Genomic DNA, 16,636 nt, shown 5'->3' on the forward strand with positions numbered 1-16,636 from the left:
TGAAATTGCCATTTTGGAACTTTGCAAAGAATGAAGAAAATGAAGAGGAGATAGAACTTAGAATTGATGGTGATATTGCTATGGATGATGACTTTTGGTCTATGCTCTTTGGAATAGAAAATGTAACACCAAAAGGCTTTATGGCAGACCTTAGTCAGTATAAGGGAAAAGATATAAATGTATGGATCAATTCCTATGGTGGAGATGTTTATGCGGCATCAAGAATTTATACAGCACTTAAGGAGCATCAAGGAAAAGTAAAGGTCAAAGTAGATGGTGTTGCAATATCAGCAGCTTCAGTTATAGCTATGGCAGGGGATGAAATACTCATGTCACCAACGTCAATTCTAATGATTCACAACCCTTGGGGAAATTTCCAAGGTGAAGCTAAGGATTTAAGGCATGGAGCGGATGTGCTGGATGAAGTTAAAGATACAATAATTAATGCATATCAGCTTAAAACAGGTAAATCCAGAGCCAAGATATCACAGATGATGGATGAAGAAACTTGGATGAGTGCTAAGAAAGCTGTAAGCGAAGGCTTTGTTGATGGAATGCTTTACACACAAGATAAAGAAGAAACAGATACTGAGCCAATAGAAAATTCCTTTATGTTTAGCAGATTTGCAATTCAAAATAGTGTTAATGATAAGACTAGAGATTTTATTACGCAATATAATAAAAGATTCAAGGAAGTCCATAAAGATGAAGAAAAAATTAAATTACTAAAATCCAAACTTGCCTTAGAGTGTGAGCTTTAGGGCATTTATTATTTTCAAAATGAAAGGCAGGTATATTATATGTCAGAGAAAATGAAAGAGCTATTAGCTCAGTTATCAAATTTAGAAACAGAATCTAAAAACCTTATAAATAAAGAGGATGCTACAGCAGAAGAAATAAATGCAAAGCTTGTTGAAATTAAGGCTCATAAAGCCAAAATTGAAGCACAAAAGGAGATTGATGCCTTAGATGCTGAAAGACAAAAACAAGCACAGACTCCAGTAAATGAACCAATATATGCTCAGCCTAAAGACTATAATGAAAAGAAGTGGAATAACATGGGAGAGTTTTTAGGTGCTGTTGCTAAGGCATCAAGTCCTGGTGGAAGAATGGATAATAGATTAACTTACCAAAACTCAGCAACTGGATTAAATGAAAGTGTAGCTTCAGAAGGTGGATTCCTTCTTGAGAATGATTTTATAAATGATTTATTTGAATCCATGATGACTCAAAGCCAAGTGGCAAACAGAATAAGAATGATACCTATAGGAGCTAATACCAATAGACTTAGAGCACTTGGGATAGATGAAAACAGCAGAGCAAATGGAAGCAGATGGGGTGGTGTTCAAGCTTATTGGGTAGCTGAAGCTGAAACAGCAGCTCAAAGTAAACCAAAGTTTAAAGAAATTGAAATGTCTCTTCAAAAGCTTTTAGCACTTTGTTATGTAACTGATGATTTACTTCAAGATGCAACTGCACTTGAAGCTATAGTAAGACAAGCTTATGCTGATGAAATGAGCTTTAAGATTGATGATGCCATTATTAATGGTAGTGGTGTTGGAATGCCTCTTGGAATATTAAACTCAGATGCTTTAGTTACTGTAGCTAAAGAAAAAGACCAAGCAGCAGGTACTATTAAGTATGAGAACATACTTAGAATGTGGAGTTCAATGCCTGCAAGACTCAGAGCAAATGCTGTTTGGTATATAAATCAAGAAATAGAACCACAGCTTTATACTATGGCACTTAATATTGGAACTGGCGGAGCACCTGTGTTTATGCCTTCTGGTGGAGCTGCAACATCTCAGTACAGCACATTACTTAATAGACCAATAATTCCAATAGAGCAGTGCTCAGTACTTGGTAAAAAGGGAGATATAATCTTAGCAGATCCAACACAATATATTGGAATAGATAAGAAAGCACCATCTGCTGATGTTTCTATTCATGTGAGATTTTTATATGACGAGCAGGTATTTAGATTTATTTATAAGTTCAATGGTATGCCTTATAAGAGTAAGCCGATAACACCTTATAAGGGAGCTAATCCTTTGAGTCCATTCGTAACTTTGAATGATAGATAGGAATAAAAAATAAAACCCTGATGAATTTTCTGCATCAGGGTAAGAGAATTATAGAATTTGAATAGCGTTAAGTAAATCTAATACATCTGCATCAGTGTACAAGGAAGCTTTTTGAATAGGTACACCATTTGGCTTAGAAACTAATCTTAAATTTGGCGTCGTGGTAAATTTACTTATTAGATCATTAAATTTAGTACATTCGTTACCAGATTGATCTTCGTCCCATGCTTCAATGCTTCGAGTTTTAAAATAAATGTAACATACAGGTATGCCAAATTTATAAATGGTACAATTTGTTGAAACACCTATAGAATAAGTTGATGGATTAGCTTCTAAAAAATTAAAAAGCTGTATAGTTGAAGAACTGACGTTGACAAGTTGCTTTGCTTTTTGAAACATCTTAACATATTTTTTGTTCATAAAAATCACCTCATAACACTAAATTTTAGTAATATTAAGAAGCAAGAATTTTTTTAATGAGCAACAATTTAATAACTGAATCAAAATTATTTAATTTAGCTTTAGTATTTAACGCCTTAAGAAGTTGAATAGCTTCTTCCTCAGATAATGCCATTAATTCATCAGTCATTTCTACAGAATCAATTATATTACTGGCAAAATCTTTGAGTATATCATTTGTAATAGGAGAGCGTTGAATCGATGGAACTTGGGTGTAAGAATCATTAGAGGTAGCAAAGTCTCCAAAACCAAAGCGTTGTAAAAATTGATCCATTATATTTTCATTAAAGCCATTGTCTTCAGTTTCTTCACCTATAATGTAAAAAGGGTTAACATTAAAAACTTGTGATAAAACAATTGCCATACGAACAGAGATTTTGCCAATATCTTTTACTGGACCGAATGATTTCGTATTCTTATAAGAACCAATAGTTACAGCCTTTTGTTTCTGATGAGTTGATGCATTATTCCATAGTTGTTTAACAACTGATTTAGTATGATCAGGATTAACTGATATGTTGTTTGAATTTAGTTGAGCAATTTGTTCAATTGATAACATAATAACCACCTCTTGTAATATTATACTAATATGATATTACTAAAATTCTATTATGTCAATTATTTATTCTATTAAGCTTCTATTATATTATTTTTCAGAAGTTTAATAGAATGTATATTGAAAATGCATGCAATAATTATTGTAAAAATGGAGGTTAAAAAATGAACTTAGTTGAAAACTATAAAATAATACAAGTATTTGAACCTAAAACCACAAATGCTGCAATAACAAGTGATTATATAACTCTTAAGAATGCTGTTACAGCAGCGGTTATTGTAAATCTAGCTCAAACTGCTGGACATGCAACACAAATTTCTTTATACCAATCACAGGATGTAGAAGGAACCGGTGCAAAGCCTTTAGTAAATGATGTTCCTATATTGGCAAATGAGGATGTTTCAGCAAGTGATACACTTGTAAGGCAGTCAGATGGAGTAAGCTTTACTGTAGCTAATACAGCAAAAAATAAGCAAATAATATTTTATATAGACCCAGCTAAACTTGATATGAATAATGGTTTCTGCTGTTTAAATATAAGAATTGGAGCTAGTTCTCAAGCTACAAATTTTGCATGTGGTGAGTTTATATTAGAAAACAAATACACCCAGACTGAACAGCTATCGGCAGTAGTTGATTAAAATTAGGGAGCCTTTTGGCTCCTTTACTTTTGAGGTGATCTTATGGCATTAAAAGTTATAACTCCACCAGCAGTTGAACCTATAACTTTGGAAGAAGTAAAACAGCATTTAAGAATAGTTGATAATGATGATGATATTATTTTATTCAGTATGATCAGACAGGCAAGAGAGTTTTGTGAAGATTTTCAAAATAGAAAATATATCACTCAAACTTTAGAATTGGTACTTGATGATTTTCCAAAGTATAACTATATATTATTTGAAAGCAGTTCACCAGTTCAAAGTGTTGAAAATATTAAGTACTATGATACGAATGGTAAAGAATTTATATTTAATAAAAGTAACTACATTGTTGATACAGACAGCTTTGTTAATAGAATTGTGCTTGGCTACTGTAAGTTGTGGCCCACAATAACTCTGCAAACTGTCAATGCTGTAAGGATTAGATTTACTTCTGGCTTTGGAGCTGAAGCAGAAAGTGTTCCTGAAACAGTTAAATGGGCAATGATCCTTCACATGAAACTTCTTTATGATGACTACAGGCCTGATGAAAGAACTAAAATTGAAGAAGCAAGGAATTCATTACTAAGTATGAATAGGGTGATACCAGTATGAGAACAGAGGAATTAAAACACAAAATAACTTTTCAAAAGCTTACAACTTCCACAAATGAAAATGGTTTTGAAGAGGAAGTATGGCAAGATTTTATAACTTGCTTGGCAAAGGCTGAAAATCTTCAAGGCAGAGAATTCTTTGCAGCTGCAGCTGTGCAAGCAGAGAAAACAGTGAAGTTTACTATAAGATATCTATCCAGCTTAACCAGTGATATGAGGATATTATTTGAAGATAAGCAGTACAACATAAATGCCATAGATAATATCAAATATAAAAATAAGTATGTGGAAATAAAAGCTTTGGAGGTTGAGAATAGTGGCTAGTATAGAGCTTACAGGCGTTGACGAGATTTTAAATAAACTTCAACAAATGGGTGCAAATGTTGGTAGGCTCGAGAACAAAGCACTAAAAAATGCAGCAGAGCCTGTACTTGAAGATGCAAAGGAAAATGTTCCTGTGAGAACTGGAAAGCTTAAAAAAGGTCTTAAGATAACCAATGTAAAAAAGAAAGATGGAATGAAATATATTCTTGTAGGTGTGGATAGAGGGGATAATTCAGAAGTGTTCTATGGAAAATTTATAGAATTTGGAACTTCTAAAATGCCTGCAAGACCTTTTTTACAACCTGCCTATGAGAAAAATAAGAATACGATAAGGAAAGCTATAGCTGAAACATTGAAGGAGGGTTTGAAGTGATAAATACGCTAATTCTTGAAGCTTTAAAGCCTCTTAAGGTCCCAGTTTCTTTTCAAAAATACAATGGAAAGGAACACACCTATATAACTTTTTTTAATTACTTAGAACAAGGTGAGCAGTATGCTGATAATGAAGAAAAAGCTACAGGCTATTATATTCAGGTAGATGTATGGAGCAAAACTGATTATACAGAACTTATAGAAAAAGTAAAAAACTATATGAAAGCCGCAGGGTTTATAAGAACTTCTGCGGCTGATTTATTTGAGGAAGATACTAAAATATATCACAAAGCAATGAGATTTTTTATTCAGATTGAAGGGAGGTAATAAGCATGTCAGGTATAGTAAATAGTGCTCCAGTAGGAGTAGAAAACTTAGTATATGCAGTTTTAAGTGATGAAGTTGCGCCAACTTATGGTACACCAGCTTTAATTTCTCCAGCAATAAATGTAAAGATTAATCCTAAAAGCAATTCAGATACTTTGTATGCTGATAACAGAGCAGTAGAAACAGTATCAAGTATGGGAGAGGTAGATGTGGAAATTGAAACTCAAGATTTACCTTTAGAGGTTCAAGCCGTACTTCTTGGACATACATTAGATACTACAACTAAAGTAATGAGTTATGAAGCTGATGATATAGCTCCTTATGTAGCTATAGGGTTTAAGGTTAAAAAAGCCAATGGAAAGTACAGATATGTTTGGTTACTTAAAGGAAAGTTTAGTGAACCAGAAGAAGAGCATTCAACTCAGGAAGATAAAACTAAATTCCAAACACCAAAACTTAAAGGTACATTTCTTACAAGAGCAGATGGCAAGTGGAAATATACTGCTGATGAAGATAGTGGATTTACTGGTGGAGCTACTTGGTTTACTAAGGTATATAGTTTATTAGTAGTACCATCTGCACCAACAAACCCAGTTCAAGATGATACAGCTAATACTTTTGGCTGGACTAATGTTAGTGGGTATGATAAGGCATCAGATTATGAGTACAGCACAGATGGAGGAGCAACATGGTTAGCAGTAACAGCAAATCCACAAAATATTGGAAATAGTGCTTATGCGGCAGGAAAAGTACAGGTAAGGGTAAAGGTAGCTGTCTCAACGAATAGACCAGCAGGATTAGTATTAAGCTCAACTTCAGCATATACAGCAGGTTAATTTATAGGGGGTGTGAACTGTGGATATAGTACTAAATAACAAAACTTATGTTATGCCTAAGGTAAAAACAAGAATGCTCAGAAAAGCCATCGAGATAAATGAAAACATAGATTTCAATAACTTAAAAACTAAGGATTTAGATGGCTTAGTAGATTTCGTTGTAGATCTCTATGGTAACAAATTTAGCAGAGATGATTTTTATGATGGGCTTGATGCAGACAAACTTATAGAAACTCTTAACAATAGCATAAATGGAATAGTGGGAACTATGGGAAATAAATTAAAGGAATTCCCAAACAAGTAAGCGGAGATAGTGATGAAAAACTGTCTCCGCTTGATTTTATAAAAGAAATTTATTCACAGCTTTTAGAGCAGGGATGGACACTGAATGATGTTGATGAAATGGATATATTCTATTATTTTGATATTTTAATTTACAGGGCTAATAAGGAATACAGAAAGAACTTAACTGCTGTTTTAAATATATTGTAGAGGTGGTGAGAGAGTGGCAGAAGAACTTGGAAGTTTAGCTGTGAAAATAGGACTTGATTCAAGTGGATTTCAAAATGGTATAAGCAGTATTAATAGAAATCTTAGAGTTCTTGATAGTGAGTTTAAAGCTAACACTGCGGCACTTGGAGAAAATGCAAAAGGTATTGAAGGTCTTAAATTAAGATCAGAAAGTCTTGCTAAACAATTAGAACTCCAAAAGCAAAAGGTAAGTGCACTGGATCAAGCCTACAATAAGAGTGCTGAAACTAAGGGGAAGGACAGCAAATCTACACAAGAGCTCGAGATAAAACTTAATAAGGCAAAACAGACTCTCTCACAAATGGAGAATGAACTTTCTAAAGCTAATAAAGAAATAGAAGCTCAAAGCAGTAAATGGACTTCTTTAGGGAAAAGTCTTGATGGTATAGGAAGTAAAATGAAAACCCTAGGTGAAGGGCTTGGCAATGTAGGATCAAAATTAAGTTTAGCACTAACAGCTCCTTTAGTTGCAGCAGGTACTGCAAGTGTGAAATTAGCTTCAGATACAAATGAAAGTATGAATAAAGTTGAGGTTGCCTTTGGAAGTGTAAATCAAAAAGTTAAGGATTGGTCAGAAACTACTCTTAAAAGTTATGGTATAGCAAAAGGAACAGCATTAGATATGTCCGCTCTTTATGGTGACATGGCAACAAGCATGGGGCTAAATCAAGAAGAAGCGGCAAAAATGTCCATGTCTTTAGTCGGATTAGCTGGGGATTTATCAAGTTTTAAAAACATTGATATAAAGCAAGCTGAAGAAGCCTTAAATGGCATATTTACTGGTGAAACAGAAAGCTTAAAAATGTTAGGGGTAGTGATGACAGATACTAACCTTCAGCAATATGCCTATAGCAAAGGAATACAGAAGAAAACTCAAGATATGACAGAAGCTGAAAAGGTTCAGCTTAGATATAATTATGTTTTGGAAAAGACAAAGAATGCCCAGGGAGATTTTGAACGTACAGGTGCTGGTACAGCTAACCAGATGAGAGTGTTTCAAGAGAGCTTAAAAGAACTTGGTGCAACAATGGGTCAGAATATACTACCTATAATAACTCCTATAATTACTAAGTTAAATGAATGGATACAAGCTTTTGGAAGGTTAGATCAAAGCACGCAAAAAATAATACTTATTATAGGTGTTATAGTTGCAGCAATTGGTCCTGCTTTGGTTGGTATAGCTAGTGTAGTAAAAGCTGTTAGTGATATATCTAGTGCTTTTAGTAAGGTATCAACTGCTATTGGTGAGTTAGGTGGAATGTCAAAGCTGTTAGGTACAATATTCAATCCTTGGGTAATTGGCATAGGAATAGCTATAGCTGCTGGAGTACTAATATATCAACATTGGGATCAAATAAAAGCTAAGGCTTCAGAGTTATGGAGCAGTATAGTTTTAACCTTTGAAAATATAAAAACATCCATATCTAGTGCATGGGAGAATGTAAAAATTTCAACACTAACAGCTTGGGAAAATTTAAAAAGCACTATCAGTAACGGCCTAAATAGTATAAAAGGATTCTTAGAGCCAGCTTTAAGTTTTTATAAAACCATATTTCAAAATACCTGGGATATCATTAAGAATATTGTTCTAGGTGCTGTACTTATAATTATTGATATAGTAACAGGTAATTTTACACAACTAAAATCGGATATAGAAAGTATATGGAACAACATAAAAACAGCGCTAACCAATATATGGGAAGCAATAAAAAATACAGCTATAAGTGCTTGGACTAAACTTAAAGAAACTGTAATAAATCTTTGCACAAATATAAAAGAAACAGTGCTTAATATATGGAATTCTATTTTAACTTGGTTTTCAGAACTTCCAAGTAAACTTTATAGTTATGGTTCAGATATGTTTACAAAAATGAAGGATGGAGTAAACAGCACTATAGGAAGTGTAAGAAGTTCTATAGAGAGTGGTATAAGTAGTGCTTTAAGTTATTTAGCTAGTTTACCTGAGAGAGCTTGGAGCTATGGAGCAGACTTTGTACAGGGAATTGTAAATGGAATCAGATCAGCTATAGGTAGTGTTGAAGATGCAGTAAGTGCACTAGCAGCTAAGATAAGAAGTTATTTACACTTTTCTGTTCCAGATGAAGGACCACTTACGGATTATGAAAGCTGGATGCCAGATTTTATGAGTGGTCTTGCTGAAGGTATAAATAAAAGTAAGAATGTTGTGTCAGAGGCTATTAAAGGATTATCCTTGGATATGAAAGTAAATGCTAAAATGTCAGAAGTTATAGTGCCAACTAAGGATATATCAAGACAAGTCAGAGATTTAAATAACAATGGGCTTACTTTACACATAGAAAATTTTATTAATAATACTGAAAAAGATATAGAACAGCTTGCATATGAACTGGAGTTTTATAGACAGAGAATAGCTATGGGAAAGGGAGGTAATTAGGATGCTTAGTTTTAATTTTAGTGGTAAGAATAGCTACGATGATTTTGGAATTTTAATAGCACAAAGGCCGAGCATTCCTTCTCCAAAGCGTAGAATAAGCACAACAAACATTCCAGGAAGAGATTCTAATTTAAGGTTTGATGAGAAAACATATGAAGATATAACACTAACCGTTGAATGTTCAGTAAAAGATAAACAAAACCTTGCAAATAAGCTGGATGATATAAAAGCTTGGCTCTTTAATGCAGGAGAAAGTAATTTGACATTTAATTTTCAATCAGATAAAAAGTATATTGCACAAGTAGTAAATGCTATTGATTTTAAACAAGTCTATAAATATTTCAGCGAGTTTCCAATAATCTTTAACTGCAGACCTTTTAAGTATGCAACCCAAAATACTGCAGTAGTAATAAATCAATCAAAAACCTCAATAACTAATCCAGGAACCATTGAAAGTGAACCTATAACAAGTATTTATGGATCAGGTGATATAGTTTTAAAAATAAATGGAGAGCAAATAAGCTTTAAAGGTATAACTGAGAAAGTCATAGTAAATTCAGTTATACAGGACTGTTATGATGATACAGGAAATAATTTAAATGGGAAAATGAGTGGTGAATTTTTAAAACTAAAACCAGGTGAAAACATTATAGAGTGGAGCGGCGGAGTTACTAAAATAGAGCTTTTACCAAACTGGCGGTGGTTGTAATGATATGCATCTACGATAAGAAAACTACTAAAGGAAACTTTGATAATAATGGTCTTGGAATATTAAGTGAAGCTATAAGCTGCTATATTATAGAAGAATTAAATGGAGATTATTCTTTAGAGCTTGAGTATCCTGCCAATTCTAAGAAATCAAAGTATCTTGAAGAATGGAATATTATCAAAGCAGATGGTCAGCTTTTTAGGATATATAAAGTAGAAAAAAACAGTGATGGCAAAAACGTTATTAAAGTATGGTCAAAACACATATTTTATGATTTAGCCTACTATTTTATCGAAAGTATGAAAGCTGAAAATTGTAGTGTAAAAACAGCATTACAAAAATCTTTAATAGGAGATTTACTTACTATATATACAGTAGATAGTGATATTATAACTGCAAATTCAATTAGTGTAATTGAGAAAAATCCTGTAGAAGCTATATTTTCTATAATTGATATATGGGCATGCGGGGAACTGAAAAGAGATAACTTCGATATAAAAATCCTCAATTCTATTGGTAAAGATGCAGGAGTTCTGATTGCTCAGGGTAAAAATATAGTTGGTTTAAAGTTTAATGTAGATACCACCAGCGTTGTAACAAAGCTTTATCCAGTAGGAAAAGATGGCATCAAGCTTACTGAAAAATATATAAGTGTTCCTAATTGGAATAGTGATAAGTATCCACCATTTCCAATCATAAAGAAGGTAGAATTCAAAGAAGCAGAAGATGAAGTTACTTTAAGACTGCTGGCTAAAGAATCAGCAAATGTAATAGGGTTAAGTAAAGTAAGTATAGATGTGGATTTCATTGAACTTAGTAAAACAAAGGAATATGAAAATTATAAACATCTTCAAACTGTTAACATAGGCGATTTAGTTATAGTAAGGCACAAAGACTTTGAAATAGATGTGAAAGTGCCTGTGCTTAAAATAAAGAAGGATGTTCTAACTGGTGTAAATGTTAAAGTTGAACTTGGGCAACCCAAAGATAACATATTAAATCAATTAGATATGGGTATTATTAAGACAACTATAGATGAACTTGGTAATAAGGTAGCTGAAGCCTTAAGCTCTATGCTTTATTATGCTAACCCTACAGCACTAACAGTGGGAACAACAGCAATAGAACCAATATATCTTGGAGTTACAGCAGTATCATCCACCAACCTTTCTATGAATTTTTGTATGTACTGTACAGCTAGTTCTGTATGCACTGTAACAATTCAAATTCAGCTTGATAACAAAGATATTCCCTTTACTCCAAAACAAAAATTGCAGCAAGGTGATAACGTTGTAGGAATACCTCTTGGAATACCACAGGTTTCAAGAGGACCACATTATATTGCTGTATTTTTGAAAGTAGACACAGGTACATTAAGTATACCGATGTTTAATCTTCAGTGTATGATTGATGGTAGAAATCTTCAAGGAGGATTAAGTGCAGATCCTGCACATGCAGAATGTTTTGAAAAGCAGGGGCTTGTAAATATGAATGGGTTGTATATGAGTAAAATTAAGAGCAGCTGTGGAGATATCAAGCTAGAAAATCCGTATACACAAGCCTTCACTAATCATCTTACTGTTGATATATCAGCAATAGCCAGTGGAAAGCAAATGAATACAAATTATGCTATTTCACTTAAAAAGTATGGTGAAATTTTATATTTTAATCCTCAGTATAAGTACAAATATTCAATAGATGACAATGTATTAATAATAGATAATGATGGACTTTACTTTAAAACAGTTTATGAAGGAACAGCAGTTTCTGAAACTATAGATACAGGCAAAATGTACAGCTTTCAGTTATTAGACAGCAGCAATTTTGCAAGTATTGAAAAATTGGAGGTTAAGTAGTATGGGAGTATATAGTACTAATATAATTGCTCCAAAAGGAAATAGCGGCATGACTTCAGTAAGCTCTCATAATGATGATAATACAGTAAGTTTTTCAGACATAGGTTTTGATTTTTTCTACAATGGAGTAAATTGTAGAACTACCATTAACAGTAATGGTAATTCATGGCTTGGTTTTACTGGAGCAAATGAGCAGCTTAAGATAAATAGAAGAGATGCAGGAGCAGATAACATTTATTATGCTAAAGAAACTGTAAATGATAAACCTACCTTTAGAATAAGATGGGAAGGTCATCAAAGCTACAGCACTTGGGGAACTCTTGATTTGGTATGGGAACTTATACTTTATAATGATGGTGCTATGGTCCTTGTTATTGAAAAGATACCGAATACAGGAACAAATGCTTTTGAAAACCCTACACTTGGAACTACTAATTTAACTCTTGAAAATAATAAATCTTATGCGTTTGTTCCACAGCAGGATCGAGGGAAAGCATATACTGTTCAAGAAGGTTCATATATTCAAACTAATATAAAATATCTTATGGTAGATGGAAATGATATTAAACATTGGGACACAGCATCTTCAAGTTATGTTAAGGTTGCAGAATTACCGTTAGCTGCAGATAAGTTTCAAACCTATGGTGATTACTCATACCGTAAAGAAAGAACAGGTATAACAAGTTCAGCTCCAAGCTTAAAAATATGGTCACCTTTAGCAGAAATGCCTGCACCAAAGGTAACTCAAACAATTAAGCCTAAGCCAATAATAGTAAGTATGAAAGATGATATTTCATTTAGTGAAGCATATATAAAAGATATCATGAATGCAGTAATAACCTCAGATAATATAGGCAGTGGAATTATAGCTTTTATAGTAAGTACAGATAGTGGAGTCTCATGGAAAACATGTAATGGAAGTTCGTGGGTGTTAGTAGATATAACAAATATACAGGATGTGAAAAATAAAGGAATGTCTGTGACAATTCTTCAAGGAATTACTGAAGCACAATGGACATCTCTTGGTATTTCAAATAAGAAGATAAGATTTGCTTGGTATATGGAAGTTACATCAAGTACAGATATTTTAAAGTTAAAGCAAGTAAGGGTTAATTATAATACAAACTAGGACTAAGTGGATGTTCTCACTTAAAGATTATGAAGAAAACTTTAGTTGATTAAATTTAATTATATATAGAAATTAATTAATGCGTAATTAGGTAATAAAGCACATTCTATATTTAACTGTAGAAATAAATTATGGATAAATAGATAATGTAAAAATTCATGCTATAATTATAATGTTAGGAGGAGATGATAGGATGGACTCTGGAATTATTGGTGAATATTATACATTGTGTGAATTGTGGAGAAATAATTATAAAGCTATTAAATCTAATAATCCAATACAGGATGGATGGGATATTATAGTTTTATTAGAAAATAAGAATGTTAAGTTACAAGTTAAAACAATAAATTGGAAACTATCATCAAGTAAAGTTATTAACGGCGATTTTCAAGGCGATTTTGATTTTTTAGTAGTTGTTTTATTAGAATTTAACCATAAAAAGTATACTACTTTGATAATTCCAAAATGTAAATTAAAAGAAAGACCTAAAAGCCAGCCTAGAGGTATAATGGATGAAGGTGGGAATTTCCTATATACAAATGAAACTATGACTTGGAAAACTTTGGATTATATAAAACATAAAAGTATATTTAAGGTATATAAAGATAATTGGGATCAAGTAACAGAATAGAAAAGATTCTTTAGTGTCTTTTTAATAAATATATAATACTTAGAGGTGATTATTATGGATATATATGAAGGTAGGCGATTTATAAAACAACTACTTAACAAACATCAAATTAGCATAAGTGGTATTGAAGAAACAAATTGTGATGAATTTGATGCATACTATGACCAAAATAAGAATAAGATATTCTTTAATTTTGAGAACATTAAAAAAAGTGCAACTTATTTTCAAATAAATTTAGATGATTATTTTGAAATTATTACATGCCATGAAATTGGACATATAATGGACTTGAAAGACAATGGAGGGTATTACAAATCTATATATGACGAGTGCAAACAAGAAATGAAAGATATTAATTTTGGTAAAGATAGCAATGATGATAAATATGAAAAAATGGATAAATTGACTATGAAACTTAATAAGGTAGAAAATATGAGAGAAGAATTAGCGTGGGAAAAAGGAGTCGACTTAGTTAGAGATGATTTAATAGAAAAATATAATAATTTTGCCCATGAAGTTATTTCACAACTAAAACAAAAAAATCATATTAGAAAGAGCAAATGATATGACTAAATCCTATATCTAGTGGTATAGGATTCTTTATTTGCCCCAAATTATAAAATATAGATTTTAAATACGGATAAATAACTAGAGCGGGGGAGTATCATGCCATACAAAGAAAGTTTAGCTTACAGCAGAGATTTAATAAAAGGAACTAACATAGAAGTATTAAAGACAAAATTAATAAGACCATTTACAGGTACTGCTACAGTTAAGTTATATGATTCGCTTACAGGAAAGCAGACTTATGAAGCTAAAAGTGAAAACAGAATATCCGCAGTATTTGGCAACATGGCTTATCTTGATGGTTTTTATTACCCAATGTTAGATAATGCTCAAGATAATATACTTAACGATATATATGTAACTTATCCCTTTAGAATAATGGTTTTAACTACAGGAGATATTCCAGAAGATCCTTATGATTATTTTACTTGGGGAAACATAGTAGGTTATGCGGATAGTGTTTATACTTACAGTGGTAATGATAATTTAAGAGGTAGTATAAACAAAACTGAAACTACAAGAATTACTGGTACAAAGCATTATGTTATGGATTTTCCTACCAATGCAGCTAATGGAACTTTTAAAAGCATATATTGGATGGGAGGAGCTAGTACAGATACTAATGCTCAAAGTCCAAGAATAAATCCAGCATATACTAAAAAAACATTAGAATCAGGCGGTAGTGGGATATACTTACCAGATTATAATTTATGTACAGATGAAACTAATCTCTATGTACTAAAGACTAGTTCAACAACTTTATTTGTATATGATAAGAATACTTGTGTCAAGAAAAACAATATAACTCTTCCAACAGCGGCAAAAGCCATGGCTTATGATGGTACAAACTTTTGGATATTAATAAGTGATGGCTCTTTTAAAAAGTTAGATAAGAATTTTGCAGTAGTAGCTTCTTATTCAAAAAGTGCTGCAATCCCAGCTGACCTTGTTTATGGTGTGCAGTATTTTGATATTGTGGTAAGTGATGCTTATGTCTATATAACTTATACTGGATGTACAGACACATCAGGTTCAAATTCTAAATATAAAAGCTGTGTAGCAAAGTATAACAAAGATGGGACTTTTGCTAGTAAGACTGAAATATACAGCGGGAGTTATGGAGCTATTACATTAACCAAAATACCTAATAATAAATTATGGGCGGTAATAGTCTATGGTACTTGTCTACAATTAAATAGTGATTTAACCACATATGGTACCTCAAGCTTAAGTTATAATAGCTACAATAGTATTGTTTGGGATAATGATACATCTACTATGTTTACATTTAACGGTAGTGGCTATGGAGAATTGAAACAGCAGTATATTGTTCCAGCAGCTGCACATACACTTTTACCAGAAGCAATAACAAAAACGCCAACTAACACAATGAAAATACAATATGATTTTACCTGTGATTATGTAAATCCGTTGGATATGTCAACGCATTAATAAGGGAGGACAAGAAATGAAAAATTTGATTAATAGTTTCCAAGCTATATTTGCGGCCATTGGTGGTTATATAGGTTGGTTTTTAGGAGGAGTTGATGGCTTTATGTATGCATTGATTACCTTTGTTATCATTGACTATTTAACAGGCTTAATGGTAGCAGTGGTAGATAGAAAGCTATCAAGTGAAATTGGTTTTAGAGGAATCTTTAAAAAAGTACTTATTTTTGTTTTTGTAGGTATAGCAAATATAATAGATGTTAATTTGATTAAAAACGGTAGCGCAATTCGCAGTGCTGTTATTTTTTTCTATATTTCTAATGAAGGTATAAGTATTATAGAAAATTCAGCTAAGATAGGACTACCAATACCAAAGAAATTAAAGGATATTTTAGAGCAGCTAAATAAGGAGGAAAAACTTAATGGCTAGATTATGTTTTGATTATGGACATGGTGGAGATGATCCAGGAGCAACCTATAATAATAGAGAGGAATCTAATGATGTATTAGATTTAGGAAAAGCTGTAGCAGCAGAGGTAAGAAGGCATGGAGCTGTAGTTGATGAAACAAGAACTTCAGATGCTACAGTAAGTCTTAATGATAGAAGTGCTTTTGAAAATAGAAATACTTATGATTACTTTATATCCTTTCATAGAAATGCTTATGAACCAGAAAAGGCTAGAGGAGCTGAAACTTACACATATTTAAATTCAGGAGCAAAATCTAAAAGTTTGGCTCAAAGGATACAAACATCTCTTGTAGCCTTGGGTTTTACAGATAGAGGGGTAAAGGAAGCTAACTATTATGTATTAAGAGAAACCAAGGCTCCAGCAGTGTTAATAGAGATAGGCTTTATTGATAACACAGAAGATAATAATTTGTTTGATTCAAAGAGAAATGGAATAATAAAGGGATTAGCAAAAGAAATATTAGCACAAGTAGGAGTTGATTACGTTGAAACTTCAATAGCAATTCAACCAGAAGATGGTCAAACTCTCTATAGAGTAATGGCTGGTTCATATTCAGTAAGAGAAAATGCTGAAAATCAAGTGCAGAAGTTAAAGGCAGCAGGCTTTGATGCAACAATTATAATATTTAATAAGTAGCCGTTACTTAAGGTTTTAGGTAGCGGCTT

At 32.5% G+C, this 16,636-nt stretch carries 20 protein-coding genes; 18 read left to right on the forward strand and 2 right to left on the reverse strand.

Going from position 1 to position 16,636, the window contains the following annotated elements:
- The first annotated feature begins 5 nt into the window (after positions 1–5).
- A complete protein-coding gene (locus tag CLMAG_RS04940) occupies positions 6–761 on the forward strand; it encodes a head maturation protease, ClpP-related (protein WP_082831799.1) in 756 nt (251 codons plus the stop codon).
- Between the two features lie 39 nt (positions 762–800).
- The gene (locus CLMAG_RS04945) at positions 801–2,084 is read left to right on the forward strand and encodes a phage major capsid protein (protein WP_066618717.1); all 1,284 of its coding nucleotides are present in this window, start codon (positions 801–803) and stop codon (positions 2,082–2,084) included.
- 48 nt (positions 2,085–2,132) lie between these two features.
- Here the strand turns inward: CLMAG_RS04945 and CLMAG_RS04950 are convergent, their stop codons facing one another.
- Together CLMAG_RS04950 and CLMAG_RS04955 are read right to left on the reverse strand one after the other, a co-directional pair.
- A complete protein-coding gene (locus CLMAG_RS04950) occupies positions 2,133–2,504 on the reverse strand; it encodes a hypothetical protein (protein WP_066618719.1) in 372 nt (123 codons plus the stop codon).
- Between the two features lie 34 nt (positions 2,505–2,538).
- A complete protein-coding gene (locus CLMAG_RS04955; RefSeq protein WP_066618720.1) occupies positions 2,539–3,102 on the reverse strand; it encodes a hypothetical protein in 564 nt (187 codons plus the stop codon).
- 161 nt (positions 3,103–3,263) lie between these two features.
- On the opposite strand from CLMAG_RS04955, the gene CLMAG_RS04960 reads away from it, so the two are divergent.
- From CLMAG_RS04960 to CLMAG_RS05035, 16 genes are all read left to right on the forward strand, one after another.
- A complete protein-coding gene (locus tag CLMAG_RS04960; protein ID WP_066618721.1) occupies positions 3,264–3,740 on the forward strand; it encodes a hypothetical protein in 477 nt (158 codons plus the stop codon).
- 42 nt (positions 3,741–3,782) lie between these two features.
- Positions 3,783–4,355, forward strand: a complete 573-nt coding sequence (locus tag CLMAG_RS04965) for a head-tail connector protein (protein WP_066618728.1) — start codon at positions 3,783–3,785, stop codon at positions 4,353–4,355.
- Positions 4,352–4,678 (forward strand): phage head closure protein, encoded by a 327-nt coding sequence (locus CLMAG_RS04970; protein ID WP_066618731.1) that lies wholly within the window; start codon positions 4,352–4,354, stop codon positions 4,676–4,678. The genes CLMAG_RS04965 and CLMAG_RS04970 overlap by 4 nt, the downstream gene beginning before the upstream one ends.
- A complete protein-coding gene (locus CLMAG_RS04975; protein WP_066618733.1) occupies positions 4,671–5,051 on the forward strand; it encodes an HK97-gp10 family putative phage morphogenesis protein in 381 nt (126 codons plus the stop codon). The genes CLMAG_RS04970 and CLMAG_RS04975 overlap by 8 nt, the downstream gene beginning before the upstream one ends.
- Complete coding sequence (locus CLMAG_RS04980; protein WP_066618736.1) at positions 5,048–5,377, forward strand: hypothetical protein; 330 nt, start codon at positions 5,048–5,050, stop codon at positions 5,375–5,377. Before CLMAG_RS04975 ends, CLMAG_RS04980 begins: the two co-directional genes overlap by 4 nt.
- 5 nt (positions 5,378–5,382) lie before the next feature.
- A complete protein-coding gene (locus CLMAG_RS04985; RefSeq protein WP_066618737.1) occupies positions 5,383–6,213 on the forward strand; it encodes a major tail protein in 831 nt (276 codons plus the stop codon).
- A 19-nt stretch (positions 6,214–6,232) separates the two neighbouring features.
- Complete coding sequence (gpG, locus tag CLMAG_RS04990) at positions 6,233–6,517, forward strand: phage tail assembly chaperone G (protein ID WP_066618741.1); 285 nt, start codon at positions 6,233–6,235, stop codon at positions 6,515–6,517.
- 201 nt (positions 6,518–6,718) lie between these two features.
- On the forward strand, positions 6,719–9,160 hold the full coding sequence (locus CLMAG_RS04995; RefSeq protein ID WP_066618744.1) for a phage tail tape measure protein: 2,442 nt from the start codon (positions 6,719–6,721) through the stop codon (positions 9,158–9,160).
- A gap of 1 nt (position 9,161) precedes the next feature.
- Positions 9,162–9,869, forward strand: a complete 708-nt coding sequence (locus CLMAG_RS05000) for a distal tail protein Dit (protein ID WP_066618748.1) — start codon at positions 9,162–9,164, stop codon at positions 9,867–9,869.
- Positions 9,869–11,725 (forward strand): phage tail spike protein, encoded by a 1,857-nt coding sequence (locus tag CLMAG_RS05005; RefSeq protein WP_066618752.1) that lies wholly within the window; start codon positions 9,869–9,871, stop codon positions 11,723–11,725. The genes CLMAG_RS05000 and CLMAG_RS05005 overlap by 1 nt, the downstream gene beginning before the upstream one ends.
- A gap of 1 nt (position 11,726) precedes the next feature.
- Positions 11,727–12,854: a hypothetical protein gene (locus CLMAG_RS05010; RefSeq protein ID WP_066618754.1), complete on the forward strand. Its 1,128-nt coding sequence runs from the start codon at positions 11,727–11,729 to the stop codon at positions 12,852–12,854.
- A 193-nt stretch (positions 12,855–13,047) separates the two neighbouring features.
- Positions 13,048–13,485 (forward strand): hypothetical protein, encoded by a 438-nt coding sequence (locus tag CLMAG_RS05015; RefSeq protein ID WP_066618757.1) that lies wholly within the window; start codon positions 13,048–13,050, stop codon positions 13,483–13,485.
- Positions 13,486–13,539: 54 nt separating this feature from the next.
- Entirely contained in the window at positions 13,540–14,049 is a 510-nt protein-coding gene (locus tag CLMAG_RS05020) for a hypothetical protein (RefSeq protein WP_066618759.1), read from the forward strand.
- Positions 14,050–14,151: 102 nt separating this feature from the next.
- Entirely contained in the window at positions 14,152–15,504 is a 1,353-nt protein-coding gene (locus CLMAG_RS05025) for a hypothetical protein (RefSeq protein WP_066618762.1), read from the forward strand.
- 16 nt (positions 15,505–15,520) lie between these two features.
- Positions 15,521–15,931, forward strand: coding sequence for a phage holin family protein (locus CLMAG_RS05030; protein WP_066618765.1), 411 nt, complete (start codon positions 15,521–15,523; stop codon positions 15,929–15,931).
- Complete coding sequence (locus tag CLMAG_RS05035) at positions 15,924–16,607, forward strand: N-acetylmuramoyl-L-alanine amidase (protein WP_066618768.1); 684 nt, start codon at positions 15,924–15,926, stop codon at positions 16,605–16,607. Before CLMAG_RS05030 ends, CLMAG_RS05035 begins: the two co-directional genes overlap by 8 nt.
- Positions 16,608–16,636 lie beyond the last annotated feature (29 nt).

Origin of the sequence: Clostridium magnum DSM 2767, from assembly GCF_001623875.1 — a bacterium.
Taxonomy (GTDB): Bacteria; Bacillota; Clostridia; order Clostridiales; family Clostridiaceae; genus Clostridium_AM; species Clostridium_AM magnum.